An 18188-nucleotide genomic window follows, 5' to 3' on the forward strand; every position below is an offset into this window, starting at 1 on the left:
TGAGATGGCGCCTGTTGGGGGGTCCATTCGGGTGATACGGCGTCAGTGACCAGTGCGTTTGCGGGAAGTATCGTAGTTGGGGATGGTTAGTCCGATATCAATTAGACATGCCGGTTTCTCACACTATTGGCCGGATATCGCGGAAGTCCTCGCGTATTCCCGGGCGAAGAACAGGGGTGGCTCGAAGGTGACGGCGGGTACGGGGTCCGTCGTGTACACCGGTATGGCGGTGACGACGGCGTAACGGACCCGTTCGACGCGGCCGTACTCGTCGCACACCTCCAGCACGCCCGGCTCCGGGCAGTGCCAGGAGAAGCGTGTGGCGTCGTCCCCCAGGGCGTTGGCCACCGTGCCGGTGCCGCGTCCGTCGTCCAGGAACTCCAGCTCCGAGGCTTCCATGACGCCGTGGTCGAAGGGGGAGCTGTCCCAGTGGCCGGTCAGTGCGTTGTCGAGGGGCATGCGGCGATCCTCGCTCATCGCGCTGTGGCGCATGCCACCGGAAAACGGCGGCGCCGGACCCGGCCGGACATGACCAGCCAGCCCCCATGTACTAGAGTTATCTCGACATCGAGATATCTGCACGAGGCGCACCGCAGCCGCCGCGCCAGTAAGGGCTACCTAACTTAGCCTTACCTTAGCGGATTGGCCAGATCGGCGTGGCGGCAGGATTGCGGTGGTACGCGCACATCAATGAAGGAGACTGTCGTGTCGGCGAACAGCTTCGACGCCCGCAGCACGCTGCAGGTGGGCGACGAGTCGTACGAGATCTTCCGGCTGGACAAGGTCGAGGGCTCCGCGCGCCTTCCCTACAGCCTGAAGGTCCTGCTGGAGAACCTGCTCCGCACGGAGGACGGCGCGAACATCACCGCCGACCACATCCGCGCCCTCGGCACCTGGGACTCCCAGGCCCAGCCCTCGCAGGAGATCCAGTTCACGCCGGCCCGCGTGATCATGCAGGACTTCACCGGCGTCCCCTGTGTCGTGGACCTCGCGACCATGCGTGAGGCCGTGAAGGAGCTGGGCGGCGACCCGGCGAAGATCAACCCGCTGGCGCCGGCCGAGCTGGTCATCGACCACTCCGTCATCGCCGACAAGTTCGGCACGAACGACGCCTTCAAGCAGAACGTCGAGCTGGAGTACGGCCGCAACAAGGAGCGCTACCAGTTCCTGCGCTGGGGCCAGACCGCCTTCGACGAGTTCAAGGTCGTCCCGCCGGGCACCGGCATCGTCCACCAGGTGAACATCGAGCACCTCGCTCGGACCGTCATGGTGCGCAACGGCCAGGCCTACCCCGACACCCTCGTCGGCACCGACTCCCACACCACCATGGTCAACGGCCTCGGCGTCCTCGGCTGGGGCGTCGGCGGCATCGAGGCCGAGGCCGCCATGCTCGGCCAGCCGGTCTCCATGCTGATCCCGCGCGTCGTCGGCTTCAAGCTGACCGGTGAGCTGCCCACCGGCACCACCGCCACGGACCTCGTGCTCACCATCACCGAGATGCTCCGCAAGCACGGTGTGGTCGGCAAGTTCGTCGAGTTCTACGGCGAGGGTGTGGCGGCGACGAGCCTCGCCAACCGCGCCACCATCGGCAACATGTCGCCGGAGTTCGGCTCCACCGCCGCCATCTTCCCGATCGACGGCGAGACCCTGAAGTACCTGCGCCTGACCGGCCGCTCCGACCAGCAGGTCGCGCTCGTCGAGGCGTACGCCAAGGAGCAGGGCCTCTGGCTGGACCCGTCGGCCGAGCCGGACTTCTCCGAGAAGCTGGAGCTGGACCTCTCCACGGTCGTCCCCTCCATCGCCGGCCCGAAGCGTCCGCAGGACCGCATCGTCCTCGCCAACGCCGCCGAGCAGTTCAAGACCGACGTCCTGAACTACGTCACCACCGCCGACGAGGCGGGCGAGGAGTCCTTCCCGGCCTCCGACTCCCCGGCCGTCCACCCGAACGGTGCCCCGTCCAACCCGGTCCAGGTCACCGCCCCCGACGGCACGACCTACACGATCGACCACGGTGCGGTGACGGTCGCGGCCATCACCTCCTGCACCAACACCTCGAACCCGTACGTCATGGTCGCCGCCGCCCTGGTGGCCAAGAAGGCGGTCGAGAGGGGCCTGACCCGCAAGCCGTGGGTCAAGACCACCCTCGCCCCGGGCTCCAAGGTCGTCACCGACTACTTCGACAAGGCGGGCCTGACCCCGTACCTCGACAAGGTCGGCTTCAACCTCGTCGGCTACGGCTGCACCACCTGCATCGGCAACTCCGGCCCGCTGCCGGAGGAGGTCTCCAAGGCCGTCAACGACCACGACCTCGCGGTCACCTCGGTCCTGTCCGGCAACCGGAACTTCGAGGGCCGGATCAACCCCGACGTCAAGATGAACTACCTGGCCTCCCCGCCGCTGGTCGTCGCGTACGCCCTCGCGGGCTCCATGAAGGTGGACATCACCAAGGACGCGCTGGGCACCGACCAGGACGGCAAGCCGGTCTACCTGACCGACATCTGGCCGACCGAGGCCGAGGTCAACGACGTCGTGGCGAACGCCATCGGCGAGGACATGTTCAACAAGTCCTACCAGGACGTCTTCGCGGGCGACGCCCAGTGGCAGGCGCTGCCCATCCCGACCGGCAACACCTTCGAGTGGGACGCCGAGTCGACGTACGTCCGCAAGCCCCCGTACTTCGAGGGCATGGCCATGGAGCCGGCTCCGGTCGTCGACATCGCCGGCGCCCGTGTGCTCGCCAAGCTGGGCGACTCGGTCACCACCGACCACATCTCCCCGGCCGGTGCCATCAAGGCCGACACCCCGGCCGGCAAGTACCTCACCGAGCACGGTGTGGAGCGTCGTGACTTCAACTCCTACGGCTCCCGCCGAGGCAACCACGAGGTCATGATCCGCGGTACGTTCGCCAACATCCGCCTGCGCAACCAGATCGCGCCGGGCACCGAGGGCGGCTACACCCGGGACTTCACCCAGGCCGACGCTCCGGTGTCGTTCATCTACGACGCCTCGCGCAACTACATCGAGCAGGGCATCCCGCTGGTCGTCCTGGCCGGCAAGGAGTACGGCTCCGGCTCGTCCCGCGACTGGGCCGCCAAGGGCACCGCGCTGCTCGGCGTCAAGGCCGTCATCGCCGAGTCGTACGAGCGCATCCACCGCTCGAACCTCATCGGCATGGGTGTCCTGCCGCTCCAGTTCCCGGAGGGCGCCTCGGCGGAGTCCCTCGGCCTGACCGGTGAGGAGACCTTCTCCTTCGCCGGCGTCACCGAGCTGAACGACGGCACCACGCCGCGCACGGTCAAGGTCACCACCGACTCCGGTGTCGAGTTCGACGCGGTCGTCCGCATCGACACCCCCGGTGAGGCCGACTACTACCGCAACGGCGGCATCATGCAGTACGTGCTGCGCAACCTGATCCGCAAGTAAGCGGCAGGCAAGCGGTACAGGGCCGCATCCCCGGTGACGGGGGTGCGGCCCTTCGCCGTACCGTGACCGGGTCATCGTCCCGGCTCAGGTGGAGCACAGGCTTCCCCCAGCGGACCGGGACAGAATCGCTACATGTCCGTCACCCCAGGGTCCTTCGCGGAGCGCGGCAGATGAGCCACCGCCCGTGGAGCCGCTCACTGCGCACACGCCTGCTGGTCCTCGTCACCGCCACGCTCGTGTGCCTGTGCGCCGCGCTCGCCCTCACCAGCGTCCTCGCCCTGCGCGCCTACCTGCTGGGCAACCTGGACGACCGGGTCGACGACGCCGCCGCACGCAGTGCGGGCGGGGCCGCGCTCCACCCCGAACTCCCCGCCGGCCTCGCCTTCCCCGACGAGGGCGGCCGGCCCGAGGGGCTGCTCGCCGCCCGGCTGGACGCCGACGGACACCTCGTCTCCGCCGCGGTCGTCACCCGGGACGCGGCCCCACGCCCCCTCACCGGCGCCCAGCGCGCCGCCCTCACCGGCATCAGGGCCGACGGCTCGCCGCACACCCGCACCGTGCCCGGCCTCGGTACCTACCGGGTCACCGCCCTCGACGCGAGCGGCATTCGCGTCCTCACCGGCCTGCCCATGGACGACGTCCGGGCCACGCTGCGCAGGCTGGCCGAGATCGAGGGGGTCGTCGGCGCCGCCGGACTCGCCGTCGCCGTCGGCGTCTGCGCGGCCATCATCCGGCGCCGGCTGCGCCCCCTCGGCCGTGTCGCGGCCACCGCCGTCGAGATCTCCCGGGTGCCGCTCGCCCACGGCCGGGCCACCGCACTGCCCCGGGTGCCCGAACGCGACACCGGACCCGGCAGCGAGACCGGTCGGGTCGGCGCCGCCCTCAACCTCATGATCGACCACGTCGAGGCCGCGCTCGCCGAGCGCCGGCGCGGAGAGGAGCGCATGCGCCGCTTCCTGGCCGACGCCAGCCACGAGCTGCGTACCCCGCTCGCCTCCATCGCCGGATACGCCGAGCTGATGAACCGTGTCGCGCCCGATGCCGCCTGGCGCCGGGTCGGTGCCGAGTCGGCACGCATGACCGCCCTGGTCGAGGACCTGCTCCTGCTCGCCCGCCTGGACGAGGGCCGGCCCCCGCCGGCCGAGGAGGCGGATCTGGCGGACCTGGTCACCGAGGCCGTACGGCACGCCCGGACGACCGACACCGGCCACCTCTGGCAGCTCCACCCGCCTCAGCCCGCGCCGGTCACCGGCGACGCGACCGGGCTGCGCCGACTGGTGGCCGCCCTGCTGGCCAACGCCCGGACGCACACCCCGCCCGGTACCACGGTCACGGTCGGCGTCGAGTCCACCGCCACCCACCACGTCGTCCGCGTCCACGACGACGGCCCCGGCATCCCGCCCACTCTCCTGCCCGCTGTCTTCGACCGTTTCACCAGGGCCGACACCTCGCGCTCCAGGGCCCCCGGGTCCGCGGGCGGTGCGGGCCTGGGCCTCGCGGTCGCCGCGGGGATCACGGCGGCACACGGCGGCCGGATCCGCGTGGACAGCGTCCCGGGTCACACCGAGTTCACGGTCGAACTCCCGGCGGCCGCCCCGGCGCACACGGCCGGACCACCACCCCGGAACAGGATGCCGGCCACCCCGCCCCCGGCCCCCCTGCCCCTCGGCAGCTCCGCCTGAGTCCCCTCACTCCGCCAGCAGACCCGTGATGTCCGGCAACGTCACCTCGGCCCAGATCACCTTGCCCTGCGGCGTGTACCGGGTGCCCCAGCGCTCGGTCATCTGCGAGACCAGGAACAGACCCCGGCCACCCTCGTCGGTCGTCGCGGCATAGCGCAGATGCGGCGAGGTGCTGCTGCCGTCGGCCACCTCGCAGATCAGCGTGCGGTCACGGATCAGCCGCACATGGATCGGCTCGGAGCCGTAGCGGATGGCGTTGGTGATCAGCTCGCTCAGGACGAGCTCCATACCGAAGCCCAGCTCGGCCAGGCCCCACTCCTGCAGCTTGTCGGACACGGCGCCGCGCATTCCCGACACGGCCGCGGGATCGCGCGGTACGTCCCAGTCGGCGACGTTCCCGGGCGGCAGCGCCCGGGTGCGCGCGATGAGCAGCGCCACATCGTCCTTGGGGCGCGCGGGCAGCAGCTCGTCCAGCACCGCCTGGCAGCTCACCTCCGGCGGCCGGTCGGGGTGCCCGGCCAGCGCCCGGCGCAGCAGCTCCATGCCCACGTCCAGGTCACGCGAACGGTCCTCGACGAGGCCGTCGGTGTACAGGACGAGCTGGCTGCCCTCGGGCAGTTCCAGCTCGGCCGTCTGGAACGGCATGCCGCCCAGGCCCAGCGGCGGCCCGGCCGGCAGATCGGGGAAGGTGGCGCTGCCGTCGGGATGGACCAGCGCGGGCGCCAGGTGCCCGGCACGGGCCATGACGCAGCGGCGCGTGACGGGATCGTAGATCGCGTACAGACAGGTGGCGCCCACGATCTCCGCGGCCTCCGCCGCGCAGGCCTCGTCCTGGTCGATGCGGCCGACCAGGTCGTCCAGATGGGACAGCAGCTCGTCGGGCGGCAGGTCGAGCGTGGAGAAGTTGTGCACCGCGGTGCGCAGCCGTCCCATGGTCGCGGCGGCGTGCAGGCCGTGCCCGACCACGTCGCCGACGGCCAGCGCCACCCGGCTGCCCGGCAGCGGGATCACGTCGAACCAGTCCCCGCTCACCCCCGACTGGGCGGGCAGGTAGCGGTAGCCGACCTCCAGGGCGCTCTGCTCGGGCAGTGCCCGCGGCAGCAGGCTGCGCTGAAGCGTGACCGCGAGGGCGTGCTCCCGGGTGTACCGGCGGGCGTTGTCGATGCTGATCGCGGCCCGGGCCACCAGCTCCTCCGCCAGCGACAGTTCCTCCTCGTCGAACGGGTCCCGCTTGGAACGCCAGAAGTTGGCCATGCCGAGCACGACGCCGCGGGCCTGGATCGGCGCGGCGATGAGCGAGTGGATGCCGTACTCCAGGATCTGCCGGGTGCGCTCCGGGTCCTGGATGTGCCAGCCCGTCGCCGTCGACAGGCTGGTCACCAGCTCGGTGTGGCCGGCGTCGTAGCCGCGCGCCTGGGGCGTGGAGGGCAGGAAGTCGATCAGCCGGCCCTTTTCGTACAGCGGGTGGTCTTCCTGGATGCCGTGAACGGCGACACGCCGCATGTCCGTCGCCGAGGGGCCCGGCTCCTCGCCGTGCAGCACGGCGTCGGCCAGGTCCACGGTGACGAAGTCGGCGAAGCGGGGGACGGCGACCTTCGCCAGCTCGTCGGCCGTGCGGACCACGTCGAGGCTGGTGCCGATGCCCAGCCCGGCATCGTACAGAAGTTCGAGCCGCTCGCGTGTCACCTCCGCCCTGCCCGAGACCGCCTGGAGTTCGGTGGAGTCGCGCAACGTCACCACGGTGCCCCGGGGGCCTCCCGCGCGGTCCGTGGGCCGCTGATTGACCGCCAGCAGCCGTCCCCCGGCGAAGTGCACCTCGTCGGTGGCCTCGCGCCCGGAGGCCAGCAGCTGCGCCATCTCAGGGTCGAGCGCCGACAGCTCCCGCACGTCGTGCCCCTCGGCCTCCGGGGGCAGCTCCAGCAGCCGGCGGGCCTCGTCGTTGGCCAGCAGCAGCTGCCCGTCGTCATCGACGATGAGCACGCCTTCCCGCACCGAGTGCAGCACCGTGTCGTGGTGCTCGTACATCCGGGTCATCTCGGCCGGGGCCAGGCTGTGGGTCTGGCGGCGCAGCCGTCTGCCCACCAGTGCCGTCCCGCCGGTCGACAGCACGAACGCTCCGGCGCCGGCAGCGAGGATGATCGGCAACTGCCGGTCCACCTCGTTGGTCACGTTCTTGACCTTCAGTCCGGCGGAGACGAGGGCGATCACCTTCCCGTTGTCGCCGTAGATCGGAACGGTCGCCTGTACCTCGTGGCCGAGCGGGCCGTGGACGCTCTCGGTGTAGACCTTCCCGTGCAGCGACGGTTCGATCGTGCCCACGAACCGATGGCCGATCTTGCTCGGGATGGGGTGGGTGTAGCGGATGCCCTTGGTGTCCATGACCACGATGAAGTCGACGCCCGCGGCCTTGCGCCCGGCCTCGGTGAGCGGCTGGAGCACCTTGGACGGGTCGGGGGTCTCCAGGGCCTGCTGGACGCCCGGAGCGTGCGCGAAGGTCTGCGCGACGGCTATGGACCGGCGCTTGGCCTCCGTGGTGGTGTCGCGTTCCGATTGCAGGACGAGTGCGATGACGCCGCAGGCCACGAGTACGACCACCAGCGCCACCTGGAGGACGAACACCTGCCCGGCGACGCTGCGCGGACTCTTGCCGGCGAGGGAGCGCCAAGAGATTCGCCTGAATCGGCCAATAAGGTCCGACATGCGATATTTCTAGCACCGGCATTTCCGGGTGGCTATGGCTGGTCCGGGTGATGGACGGTAAAAGGTGCCGATATGTGGCACGTACGGCTGCTCTGGGCGGACCCGGTGGCCGTGCACACCGGGTCCGCGAGCCGGGCAGGTGAGGGGGTGGTGGTGTCCCTGCCCAGGTGGTGCCGGCTTGTGGTGGCGAGACCTTGAGCGAGTCTCACCCTGTGGACGCGACAACGTTGTCGTGTGGTCTGTACATGACTCTACCGCCTCAATAGACAACGATGTCAAGCAACTTGAGGTAGCCCGACCGGGTGGTCCTTGGCTGTGTCTGCCGGGGCGTATGTGGTCTCCCGTGCTAAGGGTGGCGCGCGTTAACGTCCCCGCGGCTTGTGCGACCTGAGGTGCGCGATCCGTCCGTCAGGAGGAAGGGCCGCGGGATGTCGTCGCTGCCGCCCGCGCAGCCCGTGCCGGGCATGTGGGTCAGGCTGAAGCCGCGGATGCGGGTGGCGTCGTACTGGACGGCGGCGGCGGACCCGAGGTGCGCTTCCGGGGCCGGACCCCCGCCGGGATCACGGCCAGGCCCGCCGAGGGCACGGTCACCGACGGCACGACCGACACCGTGGACCTCTCCTTCACGACTGGACCGTCGGCGGCTCAGGACCGCGTACCGCAATGTCGCGGGCGCCGGCAAGGACCCGGTGGCGACATACGTCTTCGCCACCGAGCCGTTCACTGCGCCGGCCGGCAGGGCCGTCAGGAGCGTCCGGCTCCCGCGGAACACCGATCCGCACGTGTTCACCCTGGCCACCGGCCGGGCCCGTACGTGCCGAAGGGGCGGGCCCGCGAGGGACCCGCCCCTTCCTCGTGCCCGCGCTGGGTCAGGCCAGCAGCTCCACCTCTGCCAGCGCCGACGCGCCGTCCAGGACCAGGCGGTACTTGGCGTACGAGCCTGGTGCGGCGATGGTGAACGGCCGGGTCTGGCGGTCCCAGGTGAACGATTCGCCGGAGCGTTGGTCCAGGGTCTTCCAGGTCTTGCCGTCCACGGAGCCCTGCAGGGTCCAGCCCGACGGTGCCATGGTGCGGTCGGCCGACGAGGTCAGCGTGTACTGGACGGGCTTCACGGCACCGCCGACCGGCAGATCCACCGAGGTGACCGTCGCGCTCGTCGCCGACGTGTTGTCGAACAGGGCCCCGTCACCCTTCAGCACGTCCGCGCGCGGCGTCGGTACCTTGTCGTCCTGGGCGACGGAGACCGGGGCCGCGTTCTTGCCCGTGCCCCAGGTCGAGGGCTTGGACCCCATGAAGAACTCCAGCACCCCGCCCTTGGACAGCAGCGAGTGGGGGAGCGAAGTCGACGTCCAGGGGCGGCCGTCGACCTTCACGCCCTGCACGTACACGTTCTGAGCGTTGTTGCGCGGCGCCTCGATCACCAGGTCCCGGCCGTTCTCCAGGTGCACGGTCGCCTTCTTGAACAGCGGGGAGCCGATCGCGTACTCGCCGCTGCCCATGACCAGCGGGTAGAAGCCGAGCGAGGAGAAGAGGTACCAGGCCGACTGCTCGCCGTTGTCCTCGTCGCCGTGGTAACCCTGCCCGATCTCGCTGCCGGTGTAGAGCCGGGACATCGCCTCGCGCACGTACTCCTGCGCCTTCCAGGGCTCGGCGGCCGCGTCGTACATGTAGATGACGTGGTGCGCGACCTGGTTGGAGTGGCCGTACATGCCCATCCGGACGTCCCGGGCCTCGGTCATCTCGTGGATGACACCGCCGTAGGATCCGACGAACTCCGGCGAGGCGGTCTCCGGGGTGGCGAAGTACTCGTCCAGCTTGTCCGCGAGACCGCTACGGCCGCCGTACAGACTGGCCAGGCCCCGGCTGTCCTGCGGGGCGGTGAAGGCGTAGCCCCAGCCGTTGGTCTCGGTGTAGTCGTAGCCCCATACGCGCGGGTCGTACTTCGCGGAGTCCAGGCGCCACTTGCCCTGGGCGTCGCGGCCCTGGAAGAAGCCCGCCCTGGAGTCGAAGAGGTTCACGTAGTCCTGGGCGCGGTTGAGGAAGTAGCGCGACTCCTCCTTGTAGCGCTTCTCACCGGTCTTCTCGTAGAGGGCCTCGCCCATCTTCGCGATGCCGTAGTCGTTGACGTAGCCCTCCATCGCCCACGACAGGCCCTCGTGCGTGTCGGTGCTGGTGTAGCCGAGGAACGGCGAGGTGGCCATGCCCTTGCGGCCCACCCCGGAGGTGGGGGGAACGACCGTCGCGTTCTTCACCGCCGCGTCGTACGCCGCCTTCGCGTCGAACTTCACGCCCTTGACGTACGCGTCGGCGAACGCCACGTCCGAGGAGGTGCCCGTCATCAGGTCGGCGTAGCCGGGGGAGGACCAGCGCGAGGTCCAGCCGCCGTCCTTGTACTGCTGCACGAACCCGTCGACCATCTCGCCCGCCTGGGACGGGGTCAGGAAGGAGTAGGCCGGCCATGTGGTCCGGTAGGTGTCCCAGAAGCCGTTGTTGACGTAGACCTTGCCGTCGACGATCTTCGCCCCGGTGTGGGTCGGGGTGTCCTGGCCCGGCATGGGGGAGAAGGGCGAGGCGTACCGGTCCTTGCCGCCGGCCCGCTCGAAGCCGGAGTTCGGGTACAGGTACAGCCGGTACATGCTGGAGTACAGGGTGGTCAGCTGGTCCGGGGTCGCGCCCTCCACCTCGACCTTGCCGAGCAGCTCGTCCCAGGTCCGCTGGGCCCGCGCCTTCACGGTGTCGAAGGAGGTGCCGTCCGGGATCTCCTGGCGCAGGTTGTCCTTCGCCTGGTCGACGCTGATCAGGGAGGTGGCCAGGCGCAGGGTGACCGTGCGGTCGGCGCCCGCGGCGAAGCGCAGATAGCCCTTGACCCCGGCGGCGGACCCGTCCGTCACCGGCTTGTCGAAGACTCCGTACACGAACAGCCGGGTGGCGCCCGTGGACAGCCCCGACTTCACGTCCGAGTAGCCGGTGACGACGCCGTGCTCCTTGTCCAGGGTCAGGCCCGCCTGCTCGGTGACGTTGTCGAAGAGCACGCTCGCGTCGTCGCCCGGGTAGCTGAAGCGCAGCACGGCCGCGTGGTCCGTCGGCGTCATCTCCGCCTTCAGGCCGTTCTCGAACCGCACCCCGTAGTAGTACGGCCGCGCGGTCTCGTTCTCGTGCCGGAAGGCCAGGGCGCGCGCCTCGCGCCCGGTGTCCGGCGTGCCGCTCGCGGCGGACGGCATCAGCTGGAAGGTCTGCCGGTCGCCCATCCACGGGCTCGGCTCATGGCTCGCGCTGAACGCCTGGATCGTCGGCAGGTTGTCGTCGTTGTTCGCACGTGCGTACTCGTACAGCCAGCTCAGCGAGGACGCGTTCGTCACCGGCGTCCAGAAATTGAAGCCATGGGGGAGGGCCGTCGCCGGGAAGTCGTTGCCGCGCGAGAAGCTTCCGCTGGAGTTGGTGCCGCGGGTGGTCAGCGCGTAGTCCGACAGATGCGCCTTCGGCTTCTCGGGCGCCACCTGCCGGAGGGCGACGTCGTCTATCCAGCCACGGAACTTCGCCGGGCCGTCCGGGGAGTCGTACGCCACCAGGATCCGGTCGACGGTCTTGCCGGCCGCCACCGAGCCGATCCGCGAGGCCACGTTGTTCCACTGGTTGACGTACAGCGCCTTCGCCTCGCCCTGCCCGCGCGGTGACAGCGGGAAGCCGTGCTGGTCGATCGCGCCCAGGTCGCTCAGATAAGTGCCGTCGGTGAAGGCCAGGTCCACGGCGACGTCGGTGGCGTCGTAGTCGCGGTCGCCGTCGGCCATCGAGGGGAAGATCCGGTACGACAGCCGGGTGTCGGGGCGGACCGGCACGTTCACGTCGAAGACCTTGTTGTACGAGTACGCCCGGCCGGCCGCCGTGTGCCGTCCGGCGTAGCGCAGGGCCCGCTTTCCGGTGAATCCGGCCCGCGCCTTGGCCGTCGGCGAACCGCTCGGGCCCTTGTCGACCAGCGACAGCATGTCCTGCGGCACCGGGCCGCCCCCGCCGCCCGTGGAGAACTGCACATCGGCGATCTGCAGGATGTCCGGGGCGCCGTTGTTCTTCGTCACCTCCAGCCGGAAGTGCTGGTACTCGGCCGGCTGGGCCAGATCGTACGATTTCGTCTGGAACCGCTCCGAGAAGGTCTCGCCCGAACGGGTGTCGAGGGTCTTCCAGTTCTTGCCGTCCACCGAGCCCTCGAGCGTCCAGTCCTTCGGGTCGCGCCCGTCGAAGTCGTTGGCCGAGGTGAGCGCGTACGTCATCAGCTTGACGGGCTTGTCCAGGTCGAACTCGGCCCAGCCGGTGGGCTGGAAGGTCAGCCACTTGGTGCCGGGCTCGCCGTCGACGAGGTTCTCCTTCACCTCGCCCGCGCCCGTGTTCTCGCCGCTCGCCCGGACTTCGGTCACATGGTCGGTGGCGTTGCCCGGAATGCCGGTGCTGTAGCCGCCGTCCACCCCCGAGGCGCGCTTGCTCCCGTCCGCCTCCGTGTCGACGGTGTTCAGCCAGTCCGGCGCCGGATCGCCGCTCTCGAACGAAGATGCGAACTCCTGGTCGGCCGCCGCGGCCCGGGCGGGCAGGGCGACCACCGCACCCTGCCCGCCGAGGGCCATGACAAAGGCGGCCGTGAGCACGACCGCCGGACCGTATCTGTGCCGAGTTCTCCGCTGCATCTACGGATTCCCCTCCTGCGCCCACGTGAGACAACGTTGTCAGCTTCGATGCGCAGGAACCAGTAGGTCGTCAAGTGGCCCTTGATGTCAAGGGTGTTGGGTGTGGCATTCAGGGGCCTATGTCGTGAATTCCCCCGGCGGAGCGCCCGCAGGTCGCTCATATTTCCGACAGGTCTCAACTCGGAAAAGACCCACGGCCAACCTTGCATTCGATCTTGCTCAGCTGGCGGGAAGTGGACTATACCTGTCGGCGTTTCCTGCACGACCCAGCACTACCCGACCGCGGTGCCGGGGAGGATCCGGTTCACCGCCTGAGTCCTGGAGAAGGCGAGGACTTGAGCATGGGATCCACTGCGCACCACGGTGGCGACGGTGTCGGCCGCCGTGATCTGATCAAGCGTTCGGCCGCGCTCGGCCTGGTGGCGGCCCCCGGAATGAGCCTGCTGTCCGCCTGCGCCAGCAGCGGCGGCGGTGGGCAGACCAAGGACAAGGCGGGAAAGAAGACCGCCAAGAACCCGCTCGGCGTCAACGAGAGCGCCAAGATGGAATTCGTCCTCTTCGACGGCGGCTTCGGCAAGGAGTACGCCGAGGACGCGGTGAAGATCTATCAGAAGGACTTCCCCAAGGCTTCGGTGAAGTTCTCCGCGACCCAGAAGATCCAGTCCACGCTCCAGCCCCGCTTCAACCAGGGCAACCCGCCGGACCTCATCGACAACTCCGGCGCCGAGCAGATGGACATGGGCGTGCTCGTCGGCAAGAACCAGCTGGCCGACCTCACCCCGCTCCTCGACGCGCCCTCCTACGACGACCCGAACAAGAAGGTCCGCGACACGCTGCGCCCCGGCATCGTGGAGATGGGCCAGTTCGACGGCAAGCCGGTCTGGATCCTGTACTACGCCTACACGGTCTACGGCGTCTGGTATTCGCAGAAGGCACTGGACTCGCTGGACGCGCAATACCCGCAGACCTGGGACCAGATGCTCGCCGTGTGCGAGAAGGCCAAGAAGAAGGGCATGGCGGGCTGGACGTACGCGGGCAAGTACCCGTACTACCTCCCCTTCTCGCTGTACCCGATGATCGGCAAGGTCGGCGGCCGCGAGGTGCTCGACGCCATCGACAACCTGGAGCCGAACGCCTGGAAGCACCCGGCCGTCAAAGCCTGTTTCGAGGCCTACTACGAGCTGTACAGGAAGGGCTACATCCTCAAGGGCACCCCGGGCCTGGACCACATCCAGTCGCAGACCGCCTGGGCCAAGGGCAAGGCGCTGTTCATCCCGAACGGCTCCTGGGTGGAGAACGAATCGGCCAATGTCATCCCGGCCGACTTCAACCTCGCGGTCTCGGCGCCCACCGGCATCGACGCCTCCGACAAGCTGCCGTTCGGCACCATCTGGGCCTCCGGCGGCGAGCCCTTCATCGTGCCCGCCAAGGCGGCGAACGCCGAGGGCGGCATGGAGCAGCTGCGCATCATGCTCTCCGAGGCGTCCTCGAAGAACTTCACCGCCAAGGTGAAGTCCCTGACCGCTTACAACGGCGGCACCACCGGCATCTCCCTCACCCCGGGTCTGAAGTCGGGCGTGGCGGCGCTGGACAAGGCGGGGTCCAACGTGGTGAACCCGCGCCTGCAGGACTGGTACGTGCAGCTGCAGAAGGAGAAGATCGGTGTGGCCGGACTCGGCGAGATGATGGCCGGCCGCCTCACCCCGGCCGAGGCCATCAAGAAGATCCAGGGCTTCGCCGACGAGGCCGCGAAGGACACCTCGATCAAGCACTACAAGCACCAGTAACCGGCACCCTCAACGCACCGGAGTGGCGATGCAGCACGGCAAGTACCGGTTCATCGTGGGGTTTCTGGCAGCGCCCCTGGGACTGTACGCGCTCTTCGTGGTGTGGCCGTTCATCCAGTCCATCTATTACTCGTTCACGGACTGGACCGGCCTCAGCCCCGAATTCAAGATGGTCGGCTTCGACAACTACAAGAGGATGTTCCACGACGACATCTTCTGGAAGTCGTTGCAACACAGTCTGCTCTTCGCTCTGGTGCTGCCCCTGGTGACACTGAGTCTGGCGCTGTTCTTCGCCTTCATGATCAATGTGGGCGGACGACGGAGAAGGGGCGGCCCCGTGGTCTCGGGCGTACGGGGCTCCTCCTTCTACAAAATCGTCTATTTCTTCCCGCAGGTGCTCTCGATCGCGATCGTCTCGCTGCTGTTCGCCTTCGCGTACAACCCGGACAGCGGCGCGATCAACTCACTCCTGCGCGGCATCGGCCTCGACAACGTCCAGCCGTTGTGGCTGGGCGACCCGAGCCTCGCACTGTGGTGCGTGATGGCGGTGCTCGTGTGGTCCACGGTCGGTTTCTTCGTGGTCCTCTTCTCCGCGGGCATGGCGTCGATCCCGGCCGAGCTGTACGAGGCGGCACTGCTGGACGGAGCGAGCCGCTCCACCACGTTCTTCCGCATCACCCTGCCGCTGCTGTGGGACACCGTGCAGTCCGGCTGGGTCTACATGGGCATCCTCGCGCTCGGCGCCGAGTCGTTCGCGGTCGTACAGATCATGACGACCGGGCCGGGCGGGCCGGACTACTCGACCACGGTGATGGTCCTGTACGTGTACCAGAAGGCGTTCCGGGACGGTCAGGCCGCCTACGCCACCACCATCGGCGTCGCCCTGCTCGTCGTCACGCTCGCGTTCGCCGCGATCGTGATGCGGCTGGGCCGTCGCGAGCGGCTGGAGTACTGAAGCGATGAAGACGACCGAGACCCCCGCCCCGCTGCCGGCCGAGTCCGGCGCGACCGTCTCCAAGATCGACGTGGCACCGCCGAAGCCCCCCGCGCGGAAGAAGGAGGGCGGCGTCCTCAACGTCTTCTCCCACGGGATGCTGATCCTGTGGGCGATCATGGTGGTCATGCCGCTGCTGTGGGCGGTGATGACGTCCTTCAAGGACGACAGCTCCATCTTCGGCTCGCCCTGGTCCCTGCCGGACAAGCTGCACTTCGACAACTGGTCGCGGGCCTGGACCCAGGCCAACATGGGCGACTACTTCCTGAACACGATCCTGGTGGTCGGCGGCTCGCTGATCGGCACCCTGGTCCTCGGGTCGATGGCCGCCTACGTGCTGGCCCGCTTCGACTTCCCCGGGAACCGCTTCATCTACTACCTCTTCGTCGGCGGCATGAGCTTCCCGATCATGCTGGCGCTGGTCCCGCTGTTCTACGTCGTGAACAACATGGGACTGCTGAACACCATCCACGGCCTGATCCTGGTCTACATCGCCTACTCGCTGCCGTTCACGGTCTTCTTCCTGACCGCGTTCTTCCGCACCCTGCCCACCTCGGTGGCGGAAGCGGCCTTCGTCGACGGCGCCTCGCACACCCGTACGTTCTTCCAGATCATGCTGCCCATGGCCAAGCCGGGCTTGATCAGCGTGGGCATCTTCAACTTCCTGGGCCAGTGGAACCAGTACATGCTCCCCACGGTCCTCAACACCGACCCCGACAAGCGCGTCCTCACCCAGGGCCTGGTCCAGCTGGCGGTCAGCCAGGGCTACAAGGGTGACTGGTCCGGCCTCTTCGCGGGCCTGGTGATGGCGATGCTGCCGGTGCTCGCGGCGTACATCGTCTTCCAGCGCCAGGTGGTCGCGGGCCTGACGGCGGGCGCGCTGAAGTAGCGGACCTCACGAGCGCGCCCAGGTCAGCTGTGCCTCACTCAGCGGGGGAGTGAAGCCTGCCGGGAACATCAGCATGCGCGGGTCCGGCAAGAAGTTCTCGGGCCCGTGCTCCCGGCAGTGCAGGGCGATCAGATGGGCGCCGTCCCCGCAGGCCTCGTGCCGGTAGGGGCGCTCGTGCGTCCGGCAGAAGTACCAGAACACCGAGCAGTCGTCCGCGTCGGCCGGCTCGTGGAAGCCGGGATCGCGGACGATCACGGTCACCGGCTCCTGCCGGTTGAACCGGGGGGCGGGCCGGGGGTCGCGCCAGAGCAGTCGGGGCGGGAGCACATGGCCGATCCTGCCCGAGCGCCGGACCCCGCTCCAGCCCTTTACCGAGGCACCACCACCTCGGCCGTTCACCGGGGCTCTGCCCCGGCACCCGGTGCTGCTTCGCACCTGCGATCCGCTTCAAGGGCTCCGGACTCGTTCACGACCGGGTGATGCCGGCCCCGGATTCCGCGGGTGAACGATCCGTCGGCCCCTGCGCGACAACTCTGCCGCACCCCTCGATCCCCGCCCGGAAACCCGGCCGGCGCGCGCTTCCGCCCTGCTCGGGGTGGCTTTCACATGTCCGCGAGGTGTCCGACGCGGACCACGGAAGTGACAGCGATTTCCGTCAAGGACTTGACTGCGGTAACCCGTACAGCCGAGCTTGGAGTTCATAACTTGTAAGTGGCCCGGTTCCGCAGATGTGACCTGGGCCACGGGCGGCACTGGGGCCGCCCGGCCGATGGCGGGAGTGGATGGGTCGATGGAGACTCCGGGGTCGCAGTCGTCGCTGCACCGAGCCAACCTGGAACGAGTCGTACGGGCCGTGCGGCTGGCGGGGTCGCTCACGCAGGCGGAGATCGCGCGCACGACCGGCCTGTCCGCCGCGACGGTCTCGAACATCGTGCGGGAGCTCAAGGACGGCGGAACCGTCGAGGTCACGCCCACCTCGGCCGGCGGCCGACGGGCCCGCAGCGTGTCGCTGAGCGGGGACGCCGGGATTGTCATCGGCGTCGACTTCGGGCACACCCACCTGCGCGTCGCGATCGGGAACCTCGCGCACCAGGTGCTGGCCGAGGAATCCGAGCCGCTGGACGTCGACGCCTCCTCCACGCAGGGCTTCGACCGGGCGGAGGAGCTGGTCAACCGCCTGATCGCGGCAACCGGCGTCGACCGGTCCAAGGTGGCCGGCGTCGGGCTCGGCGTGCCCGGCCCGATCGACGTGGAGTCCGGGACCCTCGGGTCCACCGCGATCCTGCCCGGCTGGGGCGGCACCAAGCCCGCCGAGGAGCTGCGCGAGCGCCTCGGCGTGCCCGTCCACGTGGACAACGACGCCAACCTCGGCGCCCTCGGCGAGCTGGTCTGGGGCAGCGGCAAGGGCGTCCGTGACCTCGCCTACATCAAGGTCGCCAGCGGTGTCGGCGCCGGCCTGGTGATCGACGGGAAGATCTATCGCGGTCCCGGCGGCACCGCGGGTGAAATCGGGCATATTACACTCGACGAATCCGGCCCGGTCTGCCGTTGCGGCAACCGCGGCTGCCTGGAGACCTTCACGGCCGCGCGCTATGTGCTCCCGCTGCTCCAGCCCAGCCATGGCGCCGATCTGACGATGGAAGGCGTCGTGCGGCTGGCCAGGGACGGAGACCCGGGCTGTCGTCGGGTGATCGCCGATGTCGGCCGCCATATCGGCAGTGGAGTGGCCAATCTCTGCAACCTTCTGAACCCGAGCCGGGTGGTCCTGGGCGGTGATCTCGCCGAGGCCGGAGAGCTCGTTCTCGGGCCCATCAGGGAGTCCGTCGGCCGCTACGCCATTCCCAGTGCGGCGCGCCAACTGTCCGTTCTCCCGGGGGCACTTGGCGGCCGTGCGGAGGTGCTCGGAGCGCTGGCTCTCGCCCTCAGCGAGATGGGCGATTCGACCCTTCTGGACGGTTCTGTCACGGGCGTCCTGCCCGCGGCGGCGCCTGCCTTCACTTAGAGAACGGATGGCACCGTTGCCATCTCGTTAAGGATTTA

At 69.1% G+C, this 18188-nt stretch carries 10 protein-coding genes and 1 pseudogene; 7 read left to right on the plus strand and 4 right to left on the minus strand.

Going from position 1 to position 18188, the window contains the following annotated elements:
• Nucleotides 1–123: 123 nt before the first annotated feature.
• Complete coding sequence (locus AVL59_RS11575) at nt 124–459, minus strand: hypothetical protein (RefSeq protein WP_067302434.1); 336 nt, start codon at nt 457–459, stop codon at nt 124–126.
• A 246-nt stretch (nt 460–705) separates the two neighbouring features.
• Here AVL59_RS11575 and acnA point away from each other — a divergent pair, with 246 nt between their 5' ends.
• Together acnA and AVL59_RS11585 are read left to right on the plus strand one after the other, a co-directional pair.
• Entirely contained in the window at nt 706–3423 is a 2718-nt protein-coding gene (acnA, locus tag AVL59_RS11580; protein ID WP_067317163.1) for an aconitate hydratase AcnA, read from the plus strand.
• A 170-nt stretch (nt 3424–3593) separates the two neighbouring features.
• Nucleotides 3594–5105: a sensor histidine kinase gene (locus AVL59_RS11585; protein ID WP_067302437.1), complete on the plus strand. Its 1512-nt coding sequence runs from the start codon at nt 3594–3596 to the stop codon at nt 5103–5105.
• 6 nt (nt 5106–5111) lie between these two features.
• On the opposite strand, the gene AVL59_RS11590 is transcribed toward AVL59_RS11585, so the two are convergent.
• Entirely contained in the window at nt 5112–7805 is a 2694-nt protein-coding gene (locus AVL59_RS11590) for a SpoIIE family protein phosphatase (RefSeq protein WP_079146650.1), read from the minus strand.
• Nucleotides 7806–8379: 574 nt separating this feature from the next.
• Here AVL59_RS11590 and AVL59_RS56825 point away from each other — a divergent pair.
• Nucleotides 8380–8608: pseudogene (locus AVL59_RS56825) on the plus strand (hypothetical protein); the annotation flags it as partial.
• A 66-nt stretch (nt 8609–8674) separates the two neighbouring features.
• On the opposite strand, the gene AVL59_RS11600 reads toward AVL59_RS56825, so the two are convergent.
• The gene (locus tag AVL59_RS11600) at nt 8675–12478 is read right to left on the minus strand and encodes a GH92 family glycosyl hydrolase (RefSeq protein WP_237281481.1); all 3804 of its coding nucleotides are present in this window, start codon (nt 12476–12478) and stop codon (nt 8675–8677) included.
• A 341-nt stretch (nt 12479–12819) separates the two neighbouring features.
• Here AVL59_RS11600 and ngcE point away from each other — a divergent pair, with 341 nt between their 5' ends.
• From ngcE to AVL59_RS11615, 3 genes are read left to right on the plus strand one after another with little or no spacing between them, the layout of a single operon-like run.
• Nucleotides 12820–14265, plus strand: a complete 1446-nt coding sequence (gene ngcE / locus AVL59_RS11605) for an N-acetylglucosamine/diacetylchitobiose ABC transporter substrate-binding protein (protein ID WP_067302442.1) — start codon at nt 12820–12822, stop codon at nt 14263–14265.
• A 28-nt stretch (nt 14266–14293) separates the two neighbouring features.
• Entirely contained in the window at nt 14294–15220 is a 927-nt protein-coding gene (locus AVL59_RS11610) for a carbohydrate ABC transporter permease (RefSeq protein ID WP_067302445.1), read from the plus strand.
• A 4-nt stretch (nt 15221–15224) separates the two neighbouring features.
• Nucleotides 15225–16148, plus strand: a complete 924-nt coding sequence (locus AVL59_RS11615) for a carbohydrate ABC transporter permease (protein ID WP_067302448.1) — start codon at nt 15225–15227, stop codon at nt 16146–16148.
• Between the two features lie 6 nt (nt 16149–16154).
• On the opposite strand, the gene AVL59_RS11620 is transcribed toward AVL59_RS11615, so the two are convergent.
• The gene (locus AVL59_RS11620) at nt 16155–16475 is read right to left on the minus strand and encodes a hypothetical protein (RefSeq protein WP_237281482.1); all 321 of its coding nucleotides are present in this window, start codon (nt 16473–16475) and stop codon (nt 16155–16157) included.
• A gap of 463 nt (nt 16476–16938) precedes the next feature.
• Between AVL59_RS11620 and AVL59_RS11625 the strand changes: the two genes are divergently transcribed.
• Nucleotides 16939–18150 carry an ROK family transcriptional regulator gene (locus AVL59_RS11625; RefSeq protein ID WP_067302450.1) on the plus strand — a complete coding sequence of 404 codons (1212 nt, stop codon included), beginning with the start codon at nt 16939–16941 and terminating at the stop codon, nt 18148–18150.
• The last annotated feature ends 38 nt before the right edge of the window (nt 18151–18188 follow it).

The sequence above is a fragment of the Streptomyces griseochromogenes genome (assembly GCF_001542625.1).
GTDB classification, from domain to species: domain Bacteria; phylum Actinomycetota; class Actinomycetes; order Streptomycetales; family Streptomycetaceae; genus Streptomyces; species Streptomyces griseochromogenes.